This window comes from Pollutimonas subterranea, from assembly GCF_002849655.1.
Classification (GTDB): Bacteria; Pseudomonadota; Gammaproteobacteria; order Burkholderiales; family Burkholderiaceae_B; genus Pollutimonas; species Pollutimonas subterranea.
This window is the reverse complement of record NZ_PDNW01000001.1, coordinates 15,973-39,789: the sequence shown is the minus strand read 5'-3', so window position 1 is coordinate 39,789 and position 23,817 is coordinate 15,973. Positions and strand designations below refer to the sequence as shown.

The window sequence follows — 23,817 nt, the reverse complement described above, 5'->3', positions numbered from 1 at the left end:
GCGGTACGTGACAGCACAGATCGATACCTCTCCCTGTCCGACTCCCGGCTGGCTGCCCGGCGGTCACCTGCAGACGCTTTATGGCGCCCTCGTGGCCCGCTATCACCATATTTCGTTTGTGCGCGAACGCCTCACCACGCCGGATGGCGATTTTCTGGACCTGGATTGGACGGGACCGGGGCTTTTTACCGACAAGCTGGCTAATGGCACGGTGTCCAAGCCAGATGTTCGGCTGGCGAAGACCGCGGCCAGGCGCTGGATGCAGGACGAAGACTGGCTCAGTTTACCCAGCGCAGTCGACACACCTGCACTGGTACTTTTCCACGGCCTGGAAGGAAGCAGTCACAGCCATTACGCCCAAGCCATCACCCAGCATTTCCGCGCTCGCGGATGGATAGTCGTTATCGCCCATTTTCGCGGCTGCTCGGGCTTTCCGAATCGAATGGCGCGTTCCTATTTTTCCGGCGATTCCGAAGATATCCGATTCATCCTTGACACGCTGCGGCAGCGCCTGCCCAACGCCCGGTGGCATGCGGCGGGTGTCTCGCTTGGCGGTAATGCCATGCTAAAATATATCGGTGAGCAAGGCGAAGCCTTATCGTGGCTCGCCGCAAGTGTTGCCATCTCGGTACCCCTGGATCTGGTTGCCTGCGGCAACTGCCTTTCCGAGACGCGCTTGGGCAGGCATTTGTATTCGCGGCATTTCCTGATCACCATGAGAACCAAGATCATGGAAAAAGCCAAGCGGTTTCCCGGGAATATCGATGCGTTGCGCCTAAGCCAGGTCAAAACCCTGCGCGAATTCGACGACCTGTATACCGCGCCCATGCACGGCTACAAGAATGCGCTCGATTACTGGACCAGGGCCTCCAGCAAGCCGCACCTGAAAACCATCGGCGTACCGACACTGATCGTGAATGCGCGCAACGACCCCTTCATTCCTGAGCCTTCGCTACCCGGTTCGCATGATTGCTCATCAAGCGTGGTGTTGCAGCAGCCCGCCGAAGGCGGTCATGTGGGATTCGTTACAGGCAGTTTTCCGGGACATCTCGGATGGCTACCCGGACGAATGGCGCGCTTCTTCGAAAGCGGCACATAAGTACCGCCCCTGATCTCGCCCCTACGACTTGAATCGTTCGAGCAGTGCTCGGTCTGCTTTCAATCGTTCTTTAAGGGTTCGGATCTGCACATCGAGTTCCGACTGGACATAGAAGTCCGTGGTCATGCTGCGCGCCTGCTGCAGCTGCTCCACGGCAGTCGGCAGCGCCCCGGTAAGATCGTAATAGGCTGCCATTGTGCGCCGGGCGGCAACCTTTTCCCCTAGGCGCTCCTGGCTTTGCGCCAGCAACTGGTGCAGGCGGGGAACATCGGGCCATTGCTTGATTCTTTGCTGAAGAAACGACACGGCGACGGAGTCTTGACCCGTCTTCTGTAATGCTTCGATCCGGCTCAGGGCAATGCCCTGACTATCGGGCCAGCGCCGCCATGCATCATCGGCAAGGGTCAACGCCCCGGCTGTATTCCTCTGCGCCACGGCAAGGGAAACGGCAAGCCCCGCAACTTCAGGTGAGTTTCCGCCGTCTTTCTGGGCATTGCGCAAGGCTTGTTCAGCCCGGGCGAGGTCCTTTTTCTGGAGCGCGACATACGCCAGGCCATACCATGCGGCGGACTGTTCCAGTCCGGTTGCCCGCTGTGCATCAAGTTGCAATTTCTCGACAGCCATACGCTGTGCCTGGCTGTTTCGTGCCTGCACAACACGCAGCTTGGCGCGGATGTACCAGAATGAGTCGCTGCTCGTTGGGTTGGCCAGCGGCATGTCGCTGACACGATTCTCGATATCGGACATGCGCTGGATGGATAGCGGGTGCGTACTGGCATAGTCGCCGCCGCCCTTGCCTTCGTTAAGCCGTGCCGAGTTCGACAATAAATTGAACATGCTCACCATGCCGCGCGGATCGTAGCCCCCCTTGCGCATCATTTCGAACCCCGCGCGGTCAGCTTCCTGTTCTGCTTGTCGCGAAAAGCCAAGCTGCCTGTCGACGGCCGCCGCCTGCCCGAACGCGGCGATACCCATGGCCAGGTCGCCGCTGCCCGAAAGCGCGGCCAAAAGCGCGGCCGCCACGGCTGCCATCATGACGCCACTGCTTTGCGATTGTTGCGTCATGCCGCGCGCAATATGGCGTTGTGCAACGTGGCCGATCTCGTGCGCAATGACCGAGGCGACTTCAGACTCATTTTGCGCCGATACCAGCAGTCCGCTATTGATGCCGATGTATCCCCCTGGCAAGGCGAACGCATTGATTTGCGGGTCTCGTACCCCGAAGACCGTAATAGGCTGCCCCGGGCTGACCGGCGCATGCGCCGCCAGGTTCCGGCCCATTGCAGTAAGGTACTGGCTGATGTCGGGGTCCCCGATGTAGTCGGGATCGCGACGCCCCTGCTCCATGATGGCGTCGCCCAGCGTACGCTCCAGCGAAGGCGGCAATTCGGCGGACGACGCAGACCCCATGCTGGGCAACCCCATCGGCTGGGCATGTACGGGAACCGACCAGCACAGCAGCGAAAGCAGGCCCGCGCACAGAAACGTGGCGCATGGAGTAGTTCGCAGGGCGGGTCGGGAAACAGTCATGGCATGGAAACTGCTATCACGATGCCGGCGACACGGCAGACTGCCGCGCTCGCAAGACATCTTGTTTGTTGGGTAAGCGATTCCTGCCGGAAAGCCGCATAAGCGTGGCAAGGGCAAACAACAGGCCGAACACCTCGACAAATCCCGCCAGCACCCACATGGTAAGACCGCCTATAGCCTGATCGGTCAGGGCCGTCATACCCGGTATGGCCCGTCCGCACAGGTCGAAAATGGGGTAAAGATCGTATTCGGTGAATGTGATGATGGCGCCCACGACCATCTGGGGAACCATGGTCAGGACGGGAGAAATGATTCGCCCGCCCGGCGACAACACCGCCGGAGGGCTTGGCCGCCGATCGAGAATGAGGTTCCAGTACATGAACCCGCTTATGACGACCGACCAATTCATGAATCGATACAGGCGCCAGTCGAGCATGGAGTAGAACTGTACGGTAGGGATCAGGAACCCGAGCACCAGGACCACAAACAGCACCGGCACGAAGATTTTGTTGGTAAGGACGGCAATAAGCATGCGCCCCGGCCTGCTGACACGGAAGTCGCGCAGGCGCAGGCGCCATGACTTGGGCAGGCCCGCGCGCATCACTTGGCCGGGATAAGCGCCCATGATGAATAGCGGCCCAAGGTGATGCAATACCAGATGCTGGAGCCGGTGTATGAAGAACATGCGCTCGGCGTAGTAGTCGACGCGCGTGTGCATCGACAGATAGAGCAGCACCATGCCGATCCAGAAGAAGGCCTGGCGAGTCGCCGTGACTTTATGGACGCGCGTTCCGCGTATGAATGCCCAGCTTCCCACGAAAAACATCAGCAACAACGCGGGAGAGAGCTCCCAGGGTGTAAGCCAATCGATAACAGTCATGGGTAAGAATCCGGTAAGCGCGACCCTGCTAGTTTAATGCAATGTGACGACGATCGCCCCACTGCACGCGTTGCACGCCCGGGTAGGCACTGATCTGGCGTGCTTGCGACATGAGCACGGAACGCAGTTCCGGCGGGCAATTTACCGTAACGCACGCCGTAGCCATACCCTGCTGCGGCGCATGATCGACCAGCAAGTTGGCAACGCTCAGGCCGGCTGCCTCGAAGTCTTGATAGATCTGCTTGCGTACATCGGCCAGAATATGGCGCGGGCACACTACGGTCAAACGCGAGACTGAGCTGGGGACGCGAACTGGCGCAGTCTGGACGCCTGCACGGCGTAGAAATAAATTGAAAAGGCGCATAGACCCTCCGCAGTCAGTGTGCTGCAAGACAGCACATAAACCTGCCGCGACGCGCGCAACAGGTTGTTTTTTGAATTGACGGGAGTTCGAATACGCGAAGTATCTTCAAACCACCACGCCCATGGAAAACCAGGGCGTGGCTAAAGCTGTGCTGAATTTAAGCTGCTTCTGCCTGGACGCGCCTGGAAATGAAATAGCCGATACTAGATCGACTGCTACTATCGCCGGGGTCGGAATTCACCGCACAGCTCCTATAAATTGAACACATAGCATTGTAGCCGCTTGGCCCGGTTCGGACAAGCCTTAAAGCCTGGAATTTCAAGGCATTGGGACAGCAAACAACGGCGTGTGCCTACAACACATAGCCATCCAGCCAGCCCATGGCGGTGTACACATGGACGACGATCAGTGCGATGCCGAACATCAGCACGCTACCGCCCACGAACGTGGTAACGATGGCGGCAATGACCGCATTCCAGCCGGTGCGCGTGGCAATGCCGGAACCTGGATTGTATTTCGCGTCGAATTTTTCATCGGCCATGAGCGCGAAGACCAGCGCCTCGATGAACCCGGCGGCAATGGGCACAATCAGTATGAGAAAAGGAGGACTATCCCACCACACGGGATAAAGCCGGGTCAACCCCAGCATAACAAGGGCAAATGCCGTAAGCAGCCATGCGCCTCGTCTTCCCATATACCACCAATGCGCGCCCACGACGCCCAACAGGAAGGCTAGCCACGCAGCAAGCACCTTGCTGCGATGCCGGACAGGAGTGTTAAATTGCTTCATATAGAACCCCGGTCACAGAAACGTAAAAAAACTTGTGCACATTGTAGTTGAGCATGGAACACGCATGGACTCCCCCACATACGACATCGCCATAAGCGGAGCAGGCCCCGTGGGCAGCGCACTGGCTCTCATTCTGGCCAGCAAGTCGCCCGATCCCACTCGCATTGCGCTTCTGGGGCGTCACATGACCCAGCCCGACGACACGACTGGCGGTTCGCCCACGCGCCCGCCGGACCCGCGAACGCTGGCGCTGAATCACGGCAGTCGTGTATTGCTGGAGCAACTGGGCGCGTGGCCGGAACAGTCCGCCAACATCGATGCCGTGCATGTTTCCCAGCAAGGGCGGCTCGGGCGAACGCTTATCGACCACCAGGAACTCGGCGTCCCGCGCCTTGGCAGCGTCGTTGCCTACGACGCGCTGCTGGGCAGCCTGCACGGCGCCTTGCGCGCCAGCGGCGTAACGCTCATCGATGCGTCGCCGCCGGGCCATGTCGACGGCGCGCGGGTCAGGTTTAAGATTGGCGACAAGCACATCAGCAGCGCGCTTGCGGTTCAGTCTGACGGTTCCAGGCCGCGCGGAGTCCAACGTCACTACAACCAGCATGCCGTCCTGGCCACCGTGCGCGCCGTCCGGCCCAAGCCGGGATGGGCCTTCGAACGATTCACGGCGCAAGGACCGCTGGCCGCCTTGCCGCAGCCGCAGGGCAAGGACCTGTACGGCATCGTATGGTGCTGTTCTCCTATCCAAGCCGAAACGCTCATGGCGCAATCCGACGAAGCCTTCAGTGCCGTCCTGCACGAAACGTTCGGGGACCGCTTGGGTCGGTTTCAATGCATCGGCGAGCGGCACGTATTTCCCTTGTCGCTGCACGCCGGCCCGTCACTGGTGAATGTGCGCACGATCGCCATTGGCAACGCGGCCCAGACCCTGCATCCGGTCGCCGGGCAGGGTCTGAACCTGGGGTTGCGCGACGCGGCTCAATTAGGCCAGGCCCTGGCACCTTGGCTGGCCCGACCGCAAGGCGACGCGACCCACCTGCTGGATCAGTTTGCCCGCAACCGGCGTCCCGACCGCTGGCTGACGGCAGGAATCACTGATTTCCTGCCCCGCGTCTTCACCACCGGCAACCCATTGGTGGAACATGCCTGCGGTCTGGCCCTATTGACTCTGGACCTTGTGCCTCCACTGCGCAACTCACTGGCGCGCCAGCTATTGCAAGGGCTACGTACCTGAGCCTTAAGCCAGGAAATCCGTTCGGGTTTAAAATCCCCCGATGTTCATCGGCCCGTGGTCTCTTCCCAATCCGGTTTTCGTCGCTCCCATGGCCGGCGTAACCGACCGCCCCTACCGCAAGCTCTGCAAAATGCTGGGAGCGGGCTACGCCGTGTCTGAAATGGCGGCCAGCAACCCGAAGCTCTGGGATAGCGTCAAAACATCACGGCGCCTGGATCACGAAGGGGAAATAGATCCCATCGCCGTCCAGATCGCCGGCTCAGACCCCAACATGATGGCTGAGGCCGCCGTGTTCAACATCAACAAGGGCGCCCGCATCATCGACATCAACATGGGCTGCCCAGTCAAGAAAGTATGCAATGTGGCGTCAGGTTCAGCGCTGTTGCGCGACGAAGACCGCATAGCAAGGATATTGGATGCAGTAGTGACGGCCTGTCGGCCGATGAATGTACCCGTCACCCTGAAGACCCGCACCGGCTGGGACCGCGCATCGCGCAATGCGGTCAGGGTCGGGCGACTGGCGCAAGATATTGGTATTGCCGCGCTGACCCTGCACGGCCGTACCCGCTGCGACATGTACCTGGGCCAGGCCGAGTACGATACGATACGGGACGTAAAACAGGCGCTCACAATTCCTGTCATTGCCAATGGGGATATCGATAGTCCCGATAAAGCAAAATACGTACTAGAGTATACGGGTGCCGATGCCATCATGGTGGGGCGGGCCGCCCAGGGCAGGCCCTGGATTTTCCGGGAAATCAGCCATTACCTGATGACGGGGCAATACTTGCCGCCGCCAACGTATGGCGAGCTGCGGGATTGCCTGCTGGATCACCTGGAAGACCACTATCGGTTTTACGGCGAATATACGGGCGTGCGATCGGCGCGCAAGCATATTGGCTGGTACCTGTCCACGATGCCGGACTCCGCAGACTGGCTGCCTGGCATCAATGAAATTGGCAACACGCGCGACCAAACCCTGGCGCTCCAGCGCTGGTTTGATCGCCATCCACCCAACGAGCCCATAAAGGCTCAGACGGCCCAGGCGCAAGCCTGAAGCACGTCGCACACTATCAATAGCAAGGATCATGAGCAACACAAACCCCCTAGAGCAATCCGTGCGCGATCGGCTTGAACGCTATTTCACGGACCTGGGCGACTCGGAGCCGCGCGACATGCTGGCCATGGTCGTCAACTGCGTCGAACGTCCCGTGCTGCAGGTTGCACTGGAGAAATCCCGCGGAAATCAATCCAAGGCCGCCGAGATGCTGGGCATCACGCGAAGTACCCTGCGCAAGAAACTGCTCGCCCATAATCTGCAACCCTAATCTTCTTTAATTCCTGAATCCAACCATGAAAATCCAGACAGCCCTACTCTCGGTTTCCGACAAGACCGGTATTGTTGAATTTGCCCAGGCTTTGACCCAGCGGGGCGTGCGCCTGCTGTCGACCGGAGGCACGGCCAAACTGCTGGCGCAGGCTGGTCTGGCCGTGACCGAGGTCGCCGCGCATACCGGCTCCCCGGAAATCCTCGATGGGCGCGTCAAGACCTTGCATCCCAAGATACATGGTGGGCTGCTGGCACGTCGCGACAGTGCGGCACATCTGGCGACCCTGGAAGACCATGGAATCGACCGCATCGACATGCTGGTCGTCAATTTGTACCCATTTCGCGAAACCGTCGCCAAACTGGACTGCACCTTTGCCGACGCCGTCGAGAACATCGATATCGGTGGGCCGGCCATGCTGCGTGCGGCTGCAAAGAATCACGGCACACCCGAGGGCGGCGTTACTGTCGTGATCGACCCCGCCGATTACCAGCGCGTCCTTGCCGACATGGACGGCCCTCATGGGCACCCTTCTTATGGCTTGCGCCTGGAATTGGCGACCAAAACCTACGCACACACCGCCGCCTACGACGGCGCCATTGCGGCCTACCTGAGCAGCCTTTCGGTGGCGGAACCGGTACAAGACCAGGCCCCGGAACGCAGCACATGGCCGCGTACGCTTACGGTCCAGCTCAAGCAGCAGCAAGTCCTGCGCTACGGCGAGAATCCGCATCAGGCCGCCGCCTTTTACGTGGACCAGCCCATCGGCGCCGGGCTGCTCGGCAGCTATCACCAGTTGCAGGGCAAGGAACTTTCCTACAACAATATCGCCGACGCGGATGCCGCATGGGAATGTGTACGCAGCTTTGAAAGCACCGCCTGCGTGATCGTCAAACACGCCAATCCCTGCGGCGTTGCCCTGGGCGATAGCCCCTTGCATGCGTACCAGCAAGCCTTCAAGACCGATCCCACATCCGCGTTTGGCGGCATTATTGCCTTCAACCGTCCGGTGGACGGGCCGACTGCTCAAGCCATCAGTACACAGTTCGTGGAAGTGTTGCTGGCGCCTGAATACTCCAGCGAAGCCCTGGCCATCTTTGCCGCCAAGAAAAACGTGCGTGTATTGCAAGTGCCTCTGGGAGATGCCCAGAATGCCTTCGACATCAAGCGTGTCGGTGGCGGATGGCTGGTGCAGAATCCCGATTGCCTTCAGGTCCCACAAGACGAATTCAAGCTGGTCACGGCGGTCGCCCCCAGCGAACAACAAATGAAGGACCTGATGTTCGCCTGGAAGGTAGCCAAGTACGTCAAGTCCAATGCCATCGTTTTCGTGGGCAACGGCATGACGCTGGGCGTAGGCGCGGGCCAAATGAGCCGAATCGATTCCGCCCGAATTGCTTCCATCAAGGCCGAGAACGCCGGCCTGGTGCTGGCCGGCTCGGTAGTCGCCTCGGACGCATTCTTTCCGTTTCGCGATGGCCTCGATGTCGTGGCCGACGCTGGCGCCACGTGCGTCATCCAGCCCGGCGGCAGCATGCGCGACGACGAAGTGATCGCCGCAGCCAATGAACGGGGTATTGCCATGGTCCTGACCGGCGCGCGGCACTTCCGCCACTGATGCGCATACTCGGAATCGATCCAGGGTTGCGGCGTACCGGCTTTGGCGTCATCGACGTCCTGGGTTCGCGCCTGCACTACGTGGCCAGCGGCACCATTATCGTGCCGCCTGACCAGCCTCTGGCCCAACGCCTGAAGGTCATACTGGACAACATCCGCGAAGTGGTACAAAGCACCCAGCCTACGGTGTCGGCGCTGGAAAAGGTGTTCGTCAACACCAACCCGGCGTCCACCTTGTTGCTGGGGCAGGCTCGCGGTGCAGCCATGTGCGCGCTGGCCGACAGCGACCTGGACGTGTACGAATACACAGCGCTGCAAGTAAAGAAATCGGTCGTCGGAAATGGGCATGCCGCCAAGGAGCAGGTACAGAAAATGGTCCAGCATTTGCTGGCCTTGAGCGGCCTGCCCGCAGCCGATTCGGCCGACGCCCTGGCTTGCGCCATTTGCCATGCGCATTTCAATCCGCTGACCCAGCGCCTCAAGGAAACCGGGCAGCTCACCGCGAGCCATACCGCCCGGGTACGCGGCGGGCGGCTGGTCAGCTAATCTGTAAAATTTGTAAAGAGGACGGCTCCATGATCGGAAGAATTACCGGCACGCTGCTGGAAAAGACCCCTCCCGTCGTTTGTATCGACGTGGGCGGCGTGGGCTATGAAATCGATGTACCCATGAGTACCCTGTACAACCTGCCGGAAAATGGCGCCAAGGTCACCTTGCACACACATCTGGCGGTACGGGAAGACGCCCATACGCTATACGGCTTCTCCACTGCCGGGGAACGCAGCGCATTTCGCTTGCTTATCAAGGTAAGCGGCATCGGGGCGCGCACCGCGCTGGCGGTGTTATCCGGCATGACCGTGGAAGAGCTGGCCAGCGCAATCACGCAACAGGAAAGCGGTCGCCTTACGCGCGTTCCAGGTATCGGCAAGAAGACAGCCGAACGCTTGTTGCTCGAATTACGCGGCAAGCTGGGCGCAGACCTTGGCCATACACCCGGTTCGCACTCGGCTGGCCGGGACGACATTCTCAATGCCTTGCTGTCGCTGGGCTATTCCACCAGCGAATCGCAAGCGGCCCTGAAGAACCTTCCCGAAGACCTGGAGGTTGCCGAGGGAATTCGATTTGCCCTGAAATCATTGGCCCGCGGCTGACGGGGCACCCGCCGCAGAAGAACGTGGACAGCGCCCCGCCAGCGGGTCAAACCGTTTGCAGAAACCCTGCATAAGCCGCCAGATCGACATTGCCGCCACTCAGCACTACGCCTATGCGCTGGCCCCGGACCGGCACGATCTCGTTCAGTACGGCTGCCGCGCCCAGGCAGCCTGTAGGCTCCACCACCATTTTCATGCGTTCAGCAAAAAACCGCATGGCTTGTATCAATTGCGAGTCGTCGACGGTAAGAATGTCGCGTGCATATTCCTTAATGATGGGGAAAGTAAGCGTGCCCAGGCCGGCGGTAAGCGCCCCGTCGGCAATGGAGCTGGGCGGAGCGATGGTCACGATCTGACCGCTGCGGAACGATTGCTGGCCATCGCTGCCGGCCTCTGGCTCCACACCATACACGGCGCATTCCGGCGCGAGCGCATGGGCCGATAGCAAGGACCCCGACAGCAAACCGCCGCCGCCCAACGGTACAAACAGCGAATCCAGGCCGCCTACGTCTTCAAGGAGCTCCTGAACCGCGGTGCCCTGGCCCGCGATAACATCGGGATGATCATAGGGTGGGATCAGGGTCAGGCCTTGCTCATTGACCAGCGAAAGTGCAATTTGTTCACGGTTTTCAGTGTAGCGGTCGTAGCTGACAACGCGGGCGCCATACCCGATAGTGGCCGCTACCTTTGCGGCGGGCGCGTCATGTGGCATCACGATGGTGGCCGAGACGTTCAGCAGTTGGGAGGCCAGCGCAATTGCCTGCGCATGGTTGCCGGACGAAAATGCCACGACGCCCGCCCTGCGCTGCTCATCCGATAGCCTGGCCACGGCGTTGTAGCCGCCACGGAACTTGAACGCGCCGATGCGCTGGAAGTTTTCGCACTTGAAGAACACCTCTGCCCCCAGGCGCTTGTTCAGTGTCTGTGAGACTAGAACCGGGCTACGGTGTACCACCTGGCTGAGAAGCTGGCTGGCAGCGGCGACATCGTCATAAGTGGGTAGTGTGGAATTCATTGAAATACGCTCGGCTCAAGAAAATACGATAACCGCGACAGCCGGAATTATGCTGCAATCGGCGTAGGTCTGCGCAACGGTTGCGGAGTAGAGTACGATAAGCACTGTAAATATAATCAGCAACAATCCCATGGCCATTCATTCCGACTCACTGTCCAGCATTGCAGCAATCGAGCGCATTGTCGCGCCGCAAAGCGCCTCTCCCAACGAAGATTCGGTCGAACGCGCCTTGCGGCCGCGCGCACTCAGCGAATACATCGGACAGCATCGGGTGCGCGAACAGCTTGAAATCTTCATTGCGGCCGCCAGGAATCGCGGCGAGGCCCTCGACCATGTATTGCTGTTCGGCCCGCCCGGCTTGGGCAAGACTACCCTGGCCCATATCGTGGCGCATGAAATGGGCGTGCAACTACGACAAACGTCGGGTCCGGTGCTCGAGCGACCCGGCGACCTTGCCGCCCTGCTCACCAACCTCGAAAAAAATGACGTCCTGTTCATCGACGAAATCCACCGCCTGTCGCCGGTAGTGGAAGAAATCCTGTATCCGGCCCTGGAAGACTTCCAGATCGACATCCTCATCGGTGAAGGACCTGCGGCACGCAGCGTAAAAATCGATCTGCAGCCCTTCACCCTGGTAGGGGCGACGACACGCGCGGGCATGCTGACCAATCCGCTGCGCGACCGGTTCGGTATTGTGTCCCGCCTGGAGTTCTATAGTGCCGAGGATCTCACCCATATCGTCAAGCGCAGCGCACAACTCTTGAACGCACAAACCACGCCCGACGGCGCCGCCGAAATAGCGCGCCGTGCACGCGGCACACCGCGCATTGCCAACCGCCTGCTGCGCCGCGTGCGCGACTATGCCGAGGTCAAGGCCGACGGCCGTATCGATGTAGCCGTGGCTGGCGCGGCACTGGCCATGCTGGAAGTCGACCCACAGGGCCTGGACCTCATGGACCGCAAGCTGCTGGAAGCGATCATCCACAAATTCGACGGCGGGCCGGTCGGGGTAGACAGCCTGGCCGCCGCCATCGGCGAAGAACGCGACACCATCGAAGACGTGATCGAGCCTTTCCTGATACAGCACGGCTACCTGCAACGCACTCCCAGGGGCCGCATGGCCACACAAAACACCTGGAAGCACCTGGGTCTTGCACCGCCCAAACCCGCCGGAACACCCGACTTGTTTTCCTGACTTGAATCACCGGCGACAAAGTGCACGTTTGATTTGAAGCCGGAATCAGGCCGTAAGGCCGGCAAGTTTCCTATTGCGCAGTTGTACGGGGTGGGCGGGGGCAGTCCGGCGAGTAGGCGTGCGCCGCGTGCTGCCGAAGGGAAGCCGGGAGGTGTCGTCGGCCGCTGTCTGACCGGAGCGAAGCGCAGGGAGTTCGGCCGACGCCCGGCTGGACGAGGCAGACGCGGAAATAAGCACGCCGTGCCGGACTGCCGTCACCCACCCCGGGCAACGTCATCAAAAACTAGCCCCGTACACACCGCAACAACTCTTCCCCATAGGCATCGCGCTTGCGCACGCCCACGCCGCTGATGCCACCGAGGTCGTCCAGCGTTTGCGGGCACGACAACGCAATTTCCCGCAAGGTGGCGTCATGAAAGATGACGTAGGCCGGCACGCCATGGCTGCGCGCCACTTCCGAGCGCCATGTCCGGAGATGCTCGAAACGCTGCTGGGCTTCTCCGGGCAGGACAATGGCTTCCTTGCTTTTGCTTGCGCCCGTGCTGCGCGAACTGCGCGCTTTCTTTTCCGGCTCGCGACGAAACATCAAGGTGCGTTCGCCCTTGAGCACTGCACGGCTAGCATCCGTGAGCGCCAGGGTACCGTATCCCTCATGGTCGACAGCCAGGAGGCTTTGGGCCAGCAATTGCCTTAGTACACCGCGCCACGCCTGTTCCGACAAGTCAGCGCCTATTCCGTAAACAGTCATCGTTTCATGCTGGTATTGCTGGATTCTGTCTGTAGACTTGCCACGCAGGATATCGATCAGATGGCCGGCGCCAAAACGCTGACCCCGTTCACGCCATAAACGATAGACCGCCGACAGAATCTTCTGGGCGGCAATCGTACCGTCCCACGCCTGGGGCGGCTCCAGGCAGGTGTCGCAATTGCCACAAGGCTCTATGGTCTGTTCGAAATAGGCCAGCAACCGCTGGCGCCGGCACGTGACGGTTTCACACAGGCCCAGCATGGCATCAAGCTGCGCTCCCAGGCGACGCCTGAATGCGTCGTCGCCGGCCGATTCATTGATCATGCGGCGCTGTTGGACCACATCTTGCAGCCCATAAGCCAACCATGCGGTTGCCGGCTGCCCATCGCGTCCTGCTCGGCCTGTTTCCTGATAATAGCCTTCCACCGATTTGGGCAAATCTATGTGCGCAACAAACCGTACGTCCGGTTTGTTCACTCCCATGCCAAATGCAATAGTGGCCACCATGACCATGCCTTCTTCACGCAAGAAACGCGCTTGATTCGCAGCACGCACGGCAGGATTCAATCCCGCATGGTAAGGAAGCGCATCGATTCCGTTCTGGCACAGGAATTCGGCGGTCTCCTCCACGCGGGCGCGGGAAAGGCAATACACGATTCCGCAATCGCCCGTGTGCTCGGCCTGGATAAAGGCCAGCAATTGCCGCCTGACTTCGTTCTTTTCAATGATGCGGTAACGGATATTGGGCCGATCGAAACTGGCGACGAAATGCGGCGCATCGTCCAGAGCCAGGCGCTCGGCGATTTCACGCCGCGTAACGGTGGTTGCTGTCGCCGTCAGAGCCAGTCGCGGCACATTTGGCCATCGCTCATGCAGCAGCGACAAGCCCAGATATTCGGGCCGGAAATCGTGCCCCCACTGCGATACACAATGCGCCTCATCGATGGCAAACAGTGAAATCCGCCCGCCGGACAAGAGTTCCAGGCACCGGTCTGTCAGCAGCCTTTCCGGCGCGACGTACAACAAGTCCAATTCGCCGGCCAGGAACGCTTGCTCCACGTCGCGCGAGGTACGCCAGTCTTGCGAAGAGTTCAGGAAAGCCGCCCTCACGCCCAGCTCGAGCAAGGCGTCGACCTGGTCTTGCATGAGTGCAATCAGGGGCGAAATCACGATGCCGGTTCCCGGACGAACCAGCGCCGGAATCTGATAGCAAAGAGATTTCCCGCCACCGGTCGGCATGAGCACCAAGGCGTCACCACCCTGTACGACATGGTCGATGATAGCCTGCTGGTCGCCACGAAAAGAGTCGTAACCAAAAATTTGCTGTAGCGTTTCGAGGGACGAGGTGTGCATGCTAATTGATAGGAACTGAAAAACGAATGCCTACATCATAGTCGCCAGTGACAAGCTGGCGCTCTGCCTTGAGGCCGATGCGAAGATTAGGGCTGTACCAGAACTGTTGCGTAAGCCCAAAGCTGCGTTGCGTATCTCCGACGGAAGGACGCGAACTTTCATACATCCCTGCTACGTCTCCCCAGCGCCCCAAGGGTACGCTGGCTGATACCTGCTGCCGGACGCCACCGACCGATATGCCGTCGGCGTAGCGACTAAGGTCGGCGAAGCCGGTGGTGTGGCGCTCGCTCAGCCAGGATAGCTGCAGGGTATCGAGCACATCGACCTCGTAGGCCGCCTGATATCGCCAGCCTTGATGCATGCCGTAGCTGGCCTTGGCAACGCCGGCGCTCCAGGCGCCCCAGCCGTCGGTGGCGTAACGCCCTCCTACGCCCGTGGTAATCAAATCGGGCGCCGTCTCCAGCTGGGACTCCAGCGTGACCTGCGGATTGACCTGATAACGCAAAACCGTGTTGCTTGCCGTCGGGCCATAGTTCAGGTCGCCTTGAGGCTGGCTGGAATAATCCAAAGCGCCCACCGATACGGCATACTGCCACCGCTGGCTATCAGAGCCCGCCTGGGACGATTGCGACACGCTGATGCCGCCCATCCGCGCCGTGTTGCCCCAGGCCGGCACCTCGATTTCGTTATTGCCCAGGCTCACGCCCAGTCCCTGTTCTCCGGTATAGCGCCAGTTGCTGGCCCCGAATGTCCATGGACCCTGGGACGGTGTCGACAACCATCTGGCCCGCAAGCGCGGCGCGCGCTGCCGTCCCAGCGAGCCGAGCAAGCCCGGCGAGGCCCTCGAAACTTTGGTTCGATGCCACTTCTGAAAATCGGTCTCGCCCCAGAAATAATCGTAGGGAATATCCGGAATCTCGAGCGCATCGGCAGAATCCATTGCGTCCAATATGGGTACGCCTGACATCGGCCCGGCATCGGCCGGATCGGACAAGGGGCGTGGCGGATCAACCGATACCTCAGGCACCGCATACAACTGTATGGGCGCCAGGTCGCGCAGCGTAGGGCCGGATCGCGCTCCGGCGCTATCGGTCCAGGTGGAAGCTGCCAACATGCACCACGTGGCTATGCAGGTCAATCGCTGTATCGTTGGAAAAAACGTCATGTAAACCAGGGAAATCGTTGTCTCGGTAAATTCGGAGCGTGAGCTCAGTTACGTGGGCGGCGTATGGGTCCAAACGCCAACATGGCCTCGCCGCCGGCATCCAAGGATCGCTTGATGGCGCTATATTTTTCCAGCACCGATGACTTGTAGACCACGCCAAGCAGCGTGGGTTGCTCGCCGCGGCTGACCACGGGCAGGCGCTCGCCCTGGAACTGCACGAAGATATCCTGGGCTTCGTCCAGTGTCATGCCGGGATGCAGCGTCTTGACGAAATCGCGGCGCAACACCTCGCCGGCCAGCCTCGCGTGTATGTCGCTTTGGCCCAGCAATAAGCTGGTCAGATCCTGCTGGGCGATGACGCCCTGGAAAATATTTTCCTCGTCGACCACATACAGATACCTGACGGGATAGTCCAGGAACATCTGCAGCGCCTCGCTGACCGGCGACGTCGTCACGACGACGGTCGTAGCCGGGCGCAACAGTTCGTCGAGCATCGTGCTGCGCAGTTGTTGGCGCAACACAGCATCGCGTTCGCGCACAACCGTTACATCATACATGGCGACCTCGGCCACTGCACGCGATACGAAATACGCAATCACGCAGGCGAGCATCAGGGGCAGGACCAATTGATAGCTCAGGGTCATCTCGAATATCATCAATATAGCCATGAGCGGAGCACTGGTCGCCGCCCCCAGGAAACTCCCCATGCCAACCAATGTATACATGTATATCTCGGTCGTCATGCCCGGCCAGGCCAGCTCCATTAGCTTCCCGAACAGTGTCCCGATGGCCCCGCCCACAAAAAGAGCGGGCGTGAATACCCCCCCTACCGCCCCCGAGCCCACGGTCAGCGCTGTGGCCAGCACCTTGCAAATCAGAATCAGGACAACGGCATGCCAGGTCCAGGATGTGTGCAGCAAGGAAGACACCACGCTGTAGCCATTGCCCGCCACTTCAGGCAGCATCATCAGCAACGCGCCCAGCAAGGCGCCGCCCAGGGCCAGGCGTATGGGCAGCGGCAGCCCGGTACTTTTGAATCGATTGCGCGCGACATCCAGGAACTTCAGGAACATGGGAGCGGCCAGACCGGCCACCCCGCCCAGCAGTACGAAGGGAAGCACTTCAATGCCGGGAACTTCCGGCATATCGGCCATGGCGTATGTAGTTTGATAATGCCCGGTCATGCGCATGACGACGTTCGCGGAGGCCGCCGCCACAAGCAGCGGGCCGAAGCTCTGCATGGTCATCGTGCCCAGTACGATTTCAGCCACGAACAATGCGCCTGCGATGGGCGCACCATAAGCGGACGCCACGCCCGCCGCCGCGCCACACGCCACCAGCAGGCGCAAGCGGGACGTGCCGAAAGACGTGAACCGGCCTATTGCCGATGCGCCGAGCGCCGCCATATGCACCATGGCGCCTTCGCGTCCGATGGAGCCGCCCGACGCCACCGTGAATAACGATGAAAGCGAGCGCAACAGGCCTTGCCGTATCGACAACCGGCCATCTCCGAGGGCCACCGCTTCCATATAGTCGGAGTGCGCTCCGGCGCCCATTTTTGATGCCAGCCACAACAAGATACCTGCCACCAGCCCGCCGACGGCAGGAAACAGCAAGCGCCCATACGATGGGAGACTCTGTGTGACGCCCACAATAGAGCCGCTACGGCCGGCGACCAGGTTCTGTATAAGGTGCATGCCCTCGTGAAACAGGATGGTGCTGAATGCACCCAGGACCCCGGTCAATGCGGCCCAGCACAACATAGCGGGCAAATCCGATAGCCACGAATAGCCGGCGAGGCGCTTGCGCATGGAATGTATGGGGTGCCCTATCATTTGTTTCCCGTGTAAATAAACATGAAGCCATGCATCGGCGCCGACACCTATTTCAGTCGATTTCCGGCGCTTGCCAGACGCCAGGCCAAGGGGCACACTTTGGCCTATGGAAAATCCCCTAGTAAAAGTACTGGTCGTTGACGACGATCCCGCCTTGCGCCAACTGCTTGCCGACTATCTTAACCGTCATAGTTACGACACGCTGCTTGCGCCCGACGCCAGCGACCTGGCTGCCCGCATTCAACGGTATTCACCCGACCTGATCGTACTCGACCGCATGATGCCGGACGGCGATGGGGCGGAAGCCTGCCGCCGCCTGCGGCAGCAGGGTGAGGACATCCCCGTTATTTTACTCACTGGACGCGACGAGACCGTGGACCGCGTCATCGGCCTGGAGGCCGGGGCTGACGATTACCTGGGCAAGCCTTTTGACCCGCGCGAACTCCTGGCGCGCATCGAGGCGGTATTACGTCGAAAAAAAGGCGCATCGGCACTCACCAAGGACAAGCCGGTAGTGTTTGGTCCATTCGTCTTCGACCCTTCTACCCGGCAACTCAGCAAGGAAGACGCCATCATCAAGCTGACCGGAGGTGAAGTCAATTTGCTGGAGGCCTTGATCAATAACCCCGGAAAGCCCTTGTCCAGGGATCGCCTGCTGGCCCTGGCACGTGACGATGACGAAGGCGAACGCAATGACCGGGCCATCGACATTGCGGTGCTGCGCCTGCGTCGCGCCATCGAGGACGATCCCAAGCAGCCGCGCTGGATACAGACCGTCTGGGGAGTCGGCTACCGGTTTTCGCCGTGACTCGCACGATGACGCTGCGTTCATTGTTGCCTCGGTCGCTGCGCACGCGCATGGTTCTGCTTACGCTGGGGACCATATTATTGGTCCAGGCTGCCACCTTTGCCACCGTATCCCACTATCGCAAGCAGTTCACCGAAGAGGTTGCCGTCGAATTCACGGCCACGACCATACGCACCCTGCGGGCCGCACTGGCGGAAATTCCTGCAGAGCAGCGGCCGGGTTTCGTACGTACTGCCTCGCAAAACCAATGGCATCTGTGGTCGCGCAGCCTGCCTTCGGACGCCAGCCTCGAAGAACGGCGCCCCGCGCGGGAGAATCGGCACGACCACCGCCCGCCTCCCAATGACATCAGGAACAACCTGCGCACATTTGTCCAGGCGCTGAACAGGCGGCTAAGCGACGACACGCGTGTCGCGCTTTCGCGCGGACCAGAGCCGCGCCTGTACATATCGATGTTGCCTGATGCGGACCTGGACGAATCCCGGCGCAACCGGGAATGGATGGTCATTCCGCTGGACCGGATCGCGCCGCCCGTGGCAACGCCGTTGATCGCCGTATGGCTGACCGGCATGGGAGTGTTCCTGCTATTGGCAGCGGCATTTTCCTGGCACATTACCCGTCCCCTGACCCGGCTGGCCAAGGCGGCGGATCAACTTGCCGCCGGCCAGCCCCAGCGCGTCACACCGTCCGGGCCCAGCGAGACACGGGTTCTCGGCGAACGTTTCAATGCCATGCTCGACACCCTGGAACAATCCGCGGCGGTACAGCGAACGTTGCTCGCCGGCTTGCCCCACGACCTGAAAGGACCGCTGTCGCGCATGTGGCTACGCATCGAAATGATGGAGGACGCCACCTTCAAAGAGGGCATGCTCAAGGACGTTCAGGACATGCAGCGCATGGTGAACCAGTTCATCGGCTTCGTGCGCGGCTCCGACCCGGGCTCCTACCAGTTCGCCGCCCTGGACGTGAACACCTGGCTTGAAGAGCAGGTTGCGGCATGGGAAAGCACAGGCAGCCCCGTGACGCTGGTCCGCTCCAGCGCGCAGCCGTTGACTCTTGAAGCCGATCGGCTGGCAATGGGCCGGTTGCTCGACAACCTGATCACCAATGCACTGAACCATGGAAAGGCGCCGGTGGAAGTCGCTCTGGACGCCACGAAGGACGATGCGATCATTACCGTTTCCGACCACGGCCCGGGAATCTCGGCCGAACGGCGGGAAGAAGCATTACGCCCGTTCTCGCGGCTGGATGAGGCCCGCACGCTCACCGGTTCGGTGGGACTGGGGTTGGCATTGGCCGACGCGATCGTCAAGGCACACCACGGCACGCTGGACCTGGGCCAGGCTCCCTCGGGCGGGCTGCAAGTCACTATCACTCTTCCACGCCTGAAGGTGCTCTGAGGCATCACACAACGATGTTGCCGCCGCCAGCGCGCTGATCCTTGAATTCGGGAGGTGTGGGCGCTATGGATAAACCGAACATTCGCCAATAGACCCACAGATTGAAGATCAGGGCGACGGGCAAGGCCACCACCGTGGCGGCGAGAACCAGCCGTAGCGAATCAACCGATGCCGCGGCATCCCAGATGGTTATATCGTCCAGCACCAGGTAAGGAAAAAAGCTGTAGCCGAGCCCGCCCAAGGTAATGAGGAATACCATAAGGGTCATGACAAACGGCAGGGCTGTCGTGCGGTAACTGCTGTTGATCATCCGTTGAAAGCACATTTCGATGGAGACAAAACAGATCAGCACACTGAACCACATGGCCACCACGATGGACCAGTGCGGGCCGTCGCTCCATTTCAGGAAAATGCCGGCATTTCCGAAAGCAAGCACCACCGAGACACCAACTGCTCCTGCTGCCGCCCAACGAACGGCGCGCCGCCCCCACATCACCGCCCTGGCGCGCAGCTCCCCTCCCACGCGCATGATCAGCCAGGCCGAGCCCAGCAGGCAATAGGCCGCAACCGCTGATAAGCCCACGAACAGCGAGAACCATAGATAGCCGACGTCGTCCTGATACGTGACCACGACTTGGGCCAGCAGGAAGCCATGCGCCAGCGCGGTGATAAGGGAACCCAATGCGAAGCCGAACAGCCAGCGGGACTGCAGCTCTACCGGCGAGCGCAAACGCAGTTCGAAAGCCACCGAGCGCAACAGCACACCCAGCGCAAGAATGCACAACGGCAGGTAAAGCTCACCCATGACGCTTCCCCAGGCGTGAGGGAACGCCGCGACGAAGAGACCCATGCCCAGGAACAGCCAGAATTCATTCGCGTCGCGCCAGGGACTGAGCAATGAAAGCATGCGCGGGCGCAAGTCGGATGGCGCGAACAAAGCCAGGCAACCTACGCCGATATCGAATCCGTCCAGTACCGTTCCGGCCACGATAATGGCAAACAACAAGGCCATGAAAACCAGTGGCATCCAGAACGCCGGATCGTGGGCGTTCACCCCAAGCGCCGTAGCAAGCGTAGCAATCATGCGCGCCCCCTGCGCCGGGCGATGGGAACGACACCATATCGCGCAATATGCCGCAGAAGCTGGAAGAAGCCCGCCAGCAGCGCGGCGTAAAGCACCAGGTAGGCAATATACCCGCCCAGCAATGCGTCGAAATGGATACTTCCCGCGATCTCGCTTACCGTAATGGTGCCCGTGACGGCATAGGGGAAAGAGCCAAAGAGCAAATAGGCAAGACCGGTCAACAACAGCATCCAGCCCGAAAATGTCATGCCGGCAAGGACATGCCGCCATCCGCGCGACAAGGCGCCCGGGTCGTAGTGAACACGATGCGCGCGCCACAGGGTGATCGAGGCAACAAGCGCCATGATCACGCCTATCAGGAATGCCAGCCTGAACGACCAGAAGGTCAGGCCCACCGGTGGCGCCATCCCTGCGAACCGGTCCAATCCCCTGAGGTTGCCGCTGTCATCACGCTGCAGCCAGTGACTACCGGCATTGCGCCATGTCCAGTCCATGCGATTGACCGCCGCCTGCTCGTCCGGCATCGCGAACAAGATCAAATCAGCCTGCGGGCCGCTGCGCCAGTAGGCGGCCGCAGCAGCTGCCTTGGCAGGCTGGTATTGCGCGGTCATACGGCCCGCCCCCACCACCGCCAGTCCTTGAAGCACTACCGCAACACAGGCGATAGAGGCGGCAGTTCTGAACACGAGGCGTTCACTTTCGTTGACCGGCCGGCGCAGGGCTTGTGCGGCACCTACGCCCAGCATCAGGAAGCCCACCGTGAGTGCGCTGGAAAAAAGGAAAATAGCCGCATACCAGGGCAAGGCGGGATTAAGCAGCACCGCCCACCAGTCCACCACCTGATATTGCCCTTCCGTCCAGCTGACGCCTGAGGGCGTATGCATCCACGACAACAATACCAATAGCCAGAAGCATGAAACCAGCACACCCACGGCGACCATGAATACCAGCAAGGCATGTACCTTGTCGGAAACGTAGCGTTGTCCGAAAAGCATGGCGCCCAGGAAACAGGATTTGAAAATGAAGGTGGACAGGATAGCGGCGGCTAGCAACGGGCCAGCCACGTCGCCAATCTTGTCCATGAGCGTCGGCCAAAGACTTCCGAACTGGATCAGTACCGGCATGCCGGAGGCAAGGCTCAGGACAAAGGCCAGCGCAAACACACGCACCCAGAAGCGATACGCCTCGGTCCATGGCGATTTGCCGGCCCCGAGCGAGCGTATTTTGAAATACAGCAGCACCCATGCCAGTCCCAGTTCTATGACAAGGAACAGCACCATAAAGCCCAGGCTCGAAAAGAACTGGATTTGCGATAACCACAAGGTCGAGTACGTCATAATGTGCGCTAGTTTAGAGCCAGTTCGCGATTTCTGCCGTGGCGCGCAGGCAATTAAGCCTGAACGTGGCAAAATGCTTACTTCGCCCGCCATTTCACTGCTTATCCCGTATGACTTCTGTACCGAGCCCTGCTCCCCTCTCGAATTTCCTGCGCACCATCATCGACAACGACCTTGCCAAGGGCCGCTATGCCGGCAAGCGCTGGGCAGGCAAGCCCGGGCCAGCGTCGGTGCAGCAGCAAGGCAGCGTCGACACCGCTCAAATCCGTACGCGTTTTCCGCCCGAGCCCAACGGCTACCTGCATATCGGACATGCCAAGGCAATTTGCCTGAATTTCGGGCTGGCCCGCGATTACCACGGTGCCTGCCATTTGCGCTTCGACGACACGAACCCCGAAAAAGAAGAAGAAGAATACGTCAACGCCATTATCGACATGGTGCAGTGGCTGGGCTTCGACTGGACGTACGGCGAGGAATCCAACTGCTACTTTGCCAGCGACTACTTTGGCTACATGTACCTGTTCGCACAAGAGCTGGTGCGAGCCGGACACGCCTATGTCGATGAGCAAAACGCCGAGCAAATACGCGCCATGCGCGGAACGCTTACCGAGAAAGGCAAAGACTCGCCATGGCGCAACCGTCCCGCCGAGGAATCGCTTGCGCTCCTCGAGGAAATGCGCCAGGGCAAGCATCCTGACGGCAGCCTGGCGCTGCGCGCCAAGATCGACATGGGCTCGCCCAATATGAATATGCGCGACCCGGTCATGTATCGGATCCGACACGCGGCGCATCACCGCAGCGGCAACGAGTGGTGCATATATCCCATGTACGCGTGGGCGCATCCCGTCGAGGACGCGCTGGAAGGCATTACGCACAGCGTCTGCACACTGGAATTCGAAGACCAGCGACCTTTTTACGACTGGATACTCAATCACCTTGCCGAACTGGGCCAGCTCTCCCTGCCATTGCCACGGCAATACGAGTTCGCACGCCTGAACCTCAGTTATGTCGTCACCAGCAAGCGCAAGCTGCTGCAGTTGGTACGGGAAGGCCGCGTGAACGGCTGGGACGATCCGCGCATGCCTACGCTGGCCGGCTTGCGTCGACGCGGCTACACGCCTGAATCCATACGTCTTTTTTGTGAACGTCTGGGCGTATCCAAGGCCGACTCGCGCATCGACTATAGCGTCCTGGAACAAGCCTTGCGCGACGATCTGGACCCCAAGGCCATGCGCACGGTTGCGGTCATCGATCCCGTCAAGCTGGTCATTACCAATTACCCGGAAGGCCAGACCGAGCTGTGCCACGCGCCCCGCACCCCCCATGACTCCGCGGCCGGTTCCCGCGAATTCCCCTTCACGCGCGAACTATGGATAGAACGCGATGACTTCAAGGAAGATCCGCCCAAGAAGTATTTCCGGCTATTTCCGGGAAATACGGTACGCCTGAAGTACGGCTATATCGTCAAATGCACGGGCTGCGTCAAGAATGAACACGGAGACGTAATAGAAGTCCAGGCCGAATACCTTCCGGAAACGAAAAGCGGCACACCAGGCTCCGACTCCGTCAAAGTGAAAGGCAATATCACCTGGGTCAGCGCAGCACATGCAGTAGCGGCCGAAATCCGCATGTACGACCGGCTGTTCAGCGATCCGCATCCTGATGCGGGCGATAAAGACTTTCTCGCTGCCTTGAACCCCGAATCGTGCCAGGTCGTACAGGGCTGGCTCGAACCCGGCACACAGGCAGCGCCGGGCGCTACCTGGCAATTTGAGCGGCTAGGCTACTTCGTGGCAGACCGTCATGAGTCCACGCCAGAAAAACCCGTCATCAATCGCGCCGTCACGCTCAAGGATTCCTGGGTGCAAAAAACTTGACGCGCCG

The 23,817-nt window shown here is 60.3% G+C and carries 21 protein-coding genes; 11 read left to right on the top strand and 10 right to left on the bottom strand.

The window, feature by feature from the left end; all coding sequences use genetic code 11:
* Positions 1-7: 7 nt before the first annotated feature.
* A complete protein-coding gene (locus tag CR159_RS00165) occupies positions 8-1,099 on the top strand; it encodes a YheT family hydrolase (protein ID WP_102071987.1) in 1,092 nt (363 codons plus the stop codon).
* Positions 1,100-1,120: 21 nt separating this feature from the next.
* On the opposite strand, the gene CR159_RS00160 is transcribed toward CR159_RS00165, so the two are convergent.
* The 4 genes from CR159_RS00160 to CR159_RS00145 form a co-directional block, all read right to left on the bottom strand.
* Positions 1,121-2,629: a beta-barrel assembly-enhancing protease gene (locus CR159_RS00160; protein WP_233208110.1), complete on the bottom strand. Its 1,509-nt coding sequence runs from the start codon at positions 2,627-2,629 to the stop codon at positions 1,121-1,123.
* A 16-nt stretch (positions 2,630-2,645) separates the two neighbouring features.
* Positions 2,646-3,509, bottom strand: coding sequence for a cytochrome c oxidase assembly protein (locus tag CR159_RS00155; RefSeq protein WP_102071986.1), 864 nt, complete (start codon positions 3,507-3,509; stop codon positions 2,646-2,648).
* Positions 3,510-3,537: 28 nt separating this feature from the next.
* On the bottom strand, positions 3,538-3,873 hold the full coding sequence (locus CR159_RS00150) for a hypothetical protein (RefSeq protein ID WP_102071985.1): 336 nt from the start codon (positions 3,871-3,873) through the stop codon (positions 3,538-3,540).
* Between the two features lie 352 nt (positions 3,874-4,225).
* Positions 4,226-4,663: an NINE protein gene (locus CR159_RS00145; protein ID WP_102071984.1), complete on the bottom strand. Its 438-nt coding sequence runs from the start codon at positions 4,661-4,663 to the stop codon at positions 4,226-4,228.
* A 64-nt stretch (positions 4,664-4,727) separates the two neighbouring features.
* Between CR159_RS00145 and CR159_RS00140 the strand changes: the two genes are divergently transcribed.
* The 6 genes from CR159_RS00140 to ruvA are packed head-to-tail and all read left to right on the top strand — an operon-like array spanning position 4,728 to position 9,993.
* Positions 4,728-5,897 (top strand): FAD-dependent monooxygenase, encoded by a 1,170-nt coding sequence (locus tag CR159_RS00140; RefSeq protein WP_102071983.1) that lies wholly within the window; start codon positions 4,728-4,730, stop codon positions 5,895-5,897.
* A 40-nt stretch (positions 5,898-5,937) separates the two neighbouring features.
* On the top strand, positions 5,938-6,954 hold the full coding sequence (dusB, locus tag CR159_RS00135; RefSeq protein WP_102071982.1) for a tRNA dihydrouridine synthase DusB: 1,017 nt from the start codon (positions 5,938-5,940) through the stop codon (positions 6,952-6,954).
* Between the two features lie 31 nt (positions 6,955-6,985).
* Positions 6,986-7,225 (top strand): helix-turn-helix domain-containing protein, encoded by a 240-nt coding sequence (locus CR159_RS00130; RefSeq protein WP_102071981.1) that lies wholly within the window; start codon positions 6,986-6,988, stop codon positions 7,223-7,225.
* A gap of 25 nt (positions 7,226-7,250) precedes the next feature.
* Positions 7,251-8,843: a bifunctional phosphoribosylaminoimidazolecarboxamide formyltransferase/IMP cyclohydrolase gene (purH, locus tag CR159_RS00125; RefSeq protein ID WP_102071980.1), complete on the top strand. Its 1,593-nt coding sequence runs from the start codon at positions 7,251-7,253 to the stop codon at positions 8,841-8,843.
* Entirely contained in the window at positions 8,843-9,388 is a 546-nt protein-coding gene (gene ruvC, locus CR159_RS00120) for a crossover junction endodeoxyribonuclease RuvC (protein ID WP_102071979.1), read from the top strand. The genes purH and ruvC overlap by 1 nt, the downstream gene beginning before the upstream one ends.
* Before the next feature lie 29 nt (positions 9,389-9,417).
* Positions 9,418-9,993 (top strand): Holliday junction branch migration protein RuvA, encoded by a 576-nt coding sequence (gene ruvA, locus CR159_RS00115; protein ID WP_102071978.1) that lies wholly within the window; start codon positions 9,418-9,420, stop codon positions 9,991-9,993.
* A 46-nt stretch (positions 9,994-10,039) separates the two neighbouring features.
* Here the strand turns inward: ruvA and CR159_RS00110 are convergent, their stop codons facing one another.
* Complete coding sequence (locus tag CR159_RS00110; RefSeq protein WP_102071977.1) at positions 10,040-11,008, bottom strand: threo-3-hydroxy-L-aspartate ammonia-lyase; 969 nt, start codon at positions 11,006-11,008, stop codon at positions 10,040-10,042.
* Between the two features lie 130 nt (positions 11,009-11,138).
* Between CR159_RS00110 and ruvB the strand changes: the two genes are divergently transcribed.
* On the top strand, positions 11,139-12,203 hold the full coding sequence (ruvB, locus tag CR159_RS00105) for a Holliday junction branch migration DNA helicase RuvB (protein ID WP_102071976.1): 1,065 nt from the start codon (positions 11,139-11,141) through the stop codon (positions 12,201-12,203).
* A gap of 283 nt (positions 12,204-12,486) precedes the next feature.
* Here the strand turns inward: ruvB and recQ are convergent, their stop codons facing one another.
* The 3 genes from recQ to CR159_RS00090 form a co-directional block, all read right to left on the bottom strand.
* Positions 12,487-14,304: a DNA helicase RecQ gene (gene recQ / locus CR159_RS00100; protein ID WP_102071975.1), complete on the bottom strand. Its 1,818-nt coding sequence runs from the start codon at positions 14,302-14,304 to the stop codon at positions 12,487-12,489.
* Position 14,305: 1 nt separating this feature from the next.
* Positions 14,306-15,418 carry a fimbria/pilus outer membrane usher protein gene (locus CR159_RS00095; RefSeq protein ID WP_102071974.1) on the bottom strand — a complete coding sequence of 371 codons (1,113 nt, stop codon included), beginning with the start codon at positions 15,416-15,418 and terminating at the stop codon, positions 14,306-14,308.
* 95 nt (positions 15,419-15,513) lie between these two features.
* Positions 15,514-17,304 carry a ClcB-like voltage-gated chloride channel protein gene (locus tag CR159_RS00090; protein WP_102071973.1) on the bottom strand — a complete coding sequence of 597 codons (1,791 nt, stop codon included), beginning with the start codon at positions 17,302-17,304 and terminating at the stop codon, positions 15,514-15,516.
* Between the two features lie 106 nt (positions 17,305-17,410).
* Here CR159_RS00090 and CR159_RS00085 point away from each other — a divergent pair, with 106 nt between their 5' ends.
* Together CR159_RS00085 and CR159_RS00080 are read left to right on the top strand one after the other, a co-directional pair.
* Complete coding sequence (locus CR159_RS00085; RefSeq protein WP_102071972.1) at positions 17,411-18,112, top strand: response regulator; 702 nt, start codon at positions 17,411-17,413, stop codon at positions 18,110-18,112.
* Between the two features lie 8 nt (positions 18,113-18,120).
* Complete coding sequence (locus tag CR159_RS00080; protein ID WP_233208141.1) at positions 18,121-19,512, top strand: ATP-binding protein; 1,392 nt, start codon at positions 18,121-18,123, stop codon at positions 19,510-19,512.
* A 4-nt stretch (positions 19,513-19,516) separates the two neighbouring features.
* On the opposite strand, the gene CR159_RS00075 is transcribed toward CR159_RS00080, so the two are convergent.
* Both CR159_RS00075 and CR159_RS00070 read right to left on the bottom strand, forming a co-directional pair.
* A complete protein-coding gene (locus tag CR159_RS00075; RefSeq protein ID WP_102071971.1) occupies positions 19,517-20,596 on the bottom strand; it encodes a cytochrome d ubiquinol oxidase subunit II in 1,080 nt (359 codons plus the stop codon).
* A complete protein-coding gene (locus CR159_RS00070; RefSeq protein ID WP_102071970.1) occupies positions 20,593-21,933 on the bottom strand; it encodes a cytochrome ubiquinol oxidase subunit I in 1,341 nt (446 codons plus the stop codon). Before CR159_RS00070 ends, CR159_RS00075 begins: the two co-directional genes overlap by 4 nt.
* 110 nt (positions 21,934-22,043) lie before the next feature.
* On the opposite strand from CR159_RS00070, the gene CR159_RS00065 reads away from it, so the two are divergent.
* Entirely contained in the window at positions 22,044-23,810 is a 1,767-nt protein-coding gene (locus CR159_RS00065) for a glutamine--tRNA ligase/YqeY domain fusion protein (protein WP_102071969.1), read from the top strand.
* The last annotated feature ends 7 nt before the right edge of the window (positions 23,811-23,817 follow it).

Bases quoted from the DNA above. Each gene is read 5' to 3' on its own strand.
- CR159_RS00065 (WP_102071969.1), top strand. From the start codon at position 22,044: ATGACTTCTGTACCGAGCCCTGCTCCCCTCTCGAATTTCCTGCGCACC.
- CR159_RS00090 (WP_102071973.1), bottom strand. From the start codon at position 17,304: ATGATAGGGCACCCCATACATTCCATGCGCAAGCGCCTCGCCGGCTAT.
- CR159_RS00155 (WP_102071986.1), bottom strand. From the start codon at position 3,509: ATGACTGTTATCGATTGGCTTACACCCTGGGAGCTCTCTCCCGCGTTG.
- CR159_RS00070 (WP_102071970.1), bottom strand. From the start codon at position 21,933: ATGACGTACTCGACCTTGTGGTTATCGCAAATCCAGTTCTTTTCGAGC.
- purH (WP_102071980.1), top strand. From the start codon at position 7,251: ATGAAAATCCAGACAGCCCTACTCTCGGTTTCCGACAAGACCGGTATT.
- CR159_RS00145 (WP_102071984.1), bottom strand. From the start codon at position 4,663: ATGAAGCAATTTAACACTCCTGTCCGGCATCGCAGCAAGGTGCTTGCT.
- CR159_RS00140 (WP_102071983.1), top strand. From the start codon at position 4,728: ATGGACTCCCCCACATACGACATCGCCATAAGCGGAGCAGGCCCCGTG.
- CR159_RS00095 (WP_102071974.1), bottom strand. From the start codon at position 15,418: ATGTTGGCAGCTTCCACCTGGACCGATAGCGCCGGAGCGCGATCCGGC.
- CR159_RS00150 (WP_102071985.1), bottom strand. From the start codon at position 3,873: ATGCGCCTTTTCAATTTATTTCTACGCCGTGCAGGCGTCCAGACTGCG.
- CR159_RS00080 (WP_233208141.1), top strand. From the start codon at position 18,121: ATGACGCTGCGTTCATTGTTGCCTCGGTCGCTGCGCACGCGCATGGTT.
- CR159_RS00075 (WP_102071971.1), bottom strand. From the start codon at position 20,596: ATGATTGCTACGCTTGCTACGGCGCTTGGGGTGAACGCCCACGATCCG.
- ruvC (WP_102071979.1), top strand. From the start codon at position 8,843: ATGCGCATACTCGGAATCGATCCAGGGTTGCGGCGTACCGGCTTTGGC.
- dusB (WP_102071982.1), top strand. From the start codon at position 5,938: ATGTTCATCGGCCCGTGGTCTCTTCCCAATCCGGTTTTCGTCGCTCCC.
- ruvA (WP_102071978.1), top strand. From the start codon at position 9,418: ATGATCGGAAGAATTACCGGCACGCTGCTGGAAAAGACCCCTCCCGTC.
- CR159_RS00130 (WP_102071981.1), top strand. From the start codon at position 6,986: ATGAGCAACACAAACCCCCTAGAGCAATCCGTGCGCGATCGGCTTGAA.
- CR159_RS00110 (WP_102071977.1), bottom strand. From the start codon at position 11,008: ATGAATTCCACACTACCCACTTATGACGATGTCGCCGCTGCCAGCCAG.
- CR159_RS00160 (WP_233208110.1), bottom strand. From the start codon at position 2,629: ATGACTGTTTCCCGACCCGCCCTGCGAACTACTCCATGCGCCACGTTT.
- recQ (WP_102071975.1), bottom strand. From the start codon at position 14,304: ATGCACACCTCGTCCCTCGAAACGCTACAGCAAATTTTTGGTTACGAC.
- ruvB (WP_102071976.1), top strand. From the start codon at position 11,139: ATGGCCATTCATTCCGACTCACTGTCCAGCATTGCAGCAATCGAGCGC.
- CR159_RS00085 (WP_102071972.1), top strand. From the start codon at position 17,411: ATGGAAAATCCCCTAGTAAAAGTACTGGTCGTTGACGACGATCCCGCC.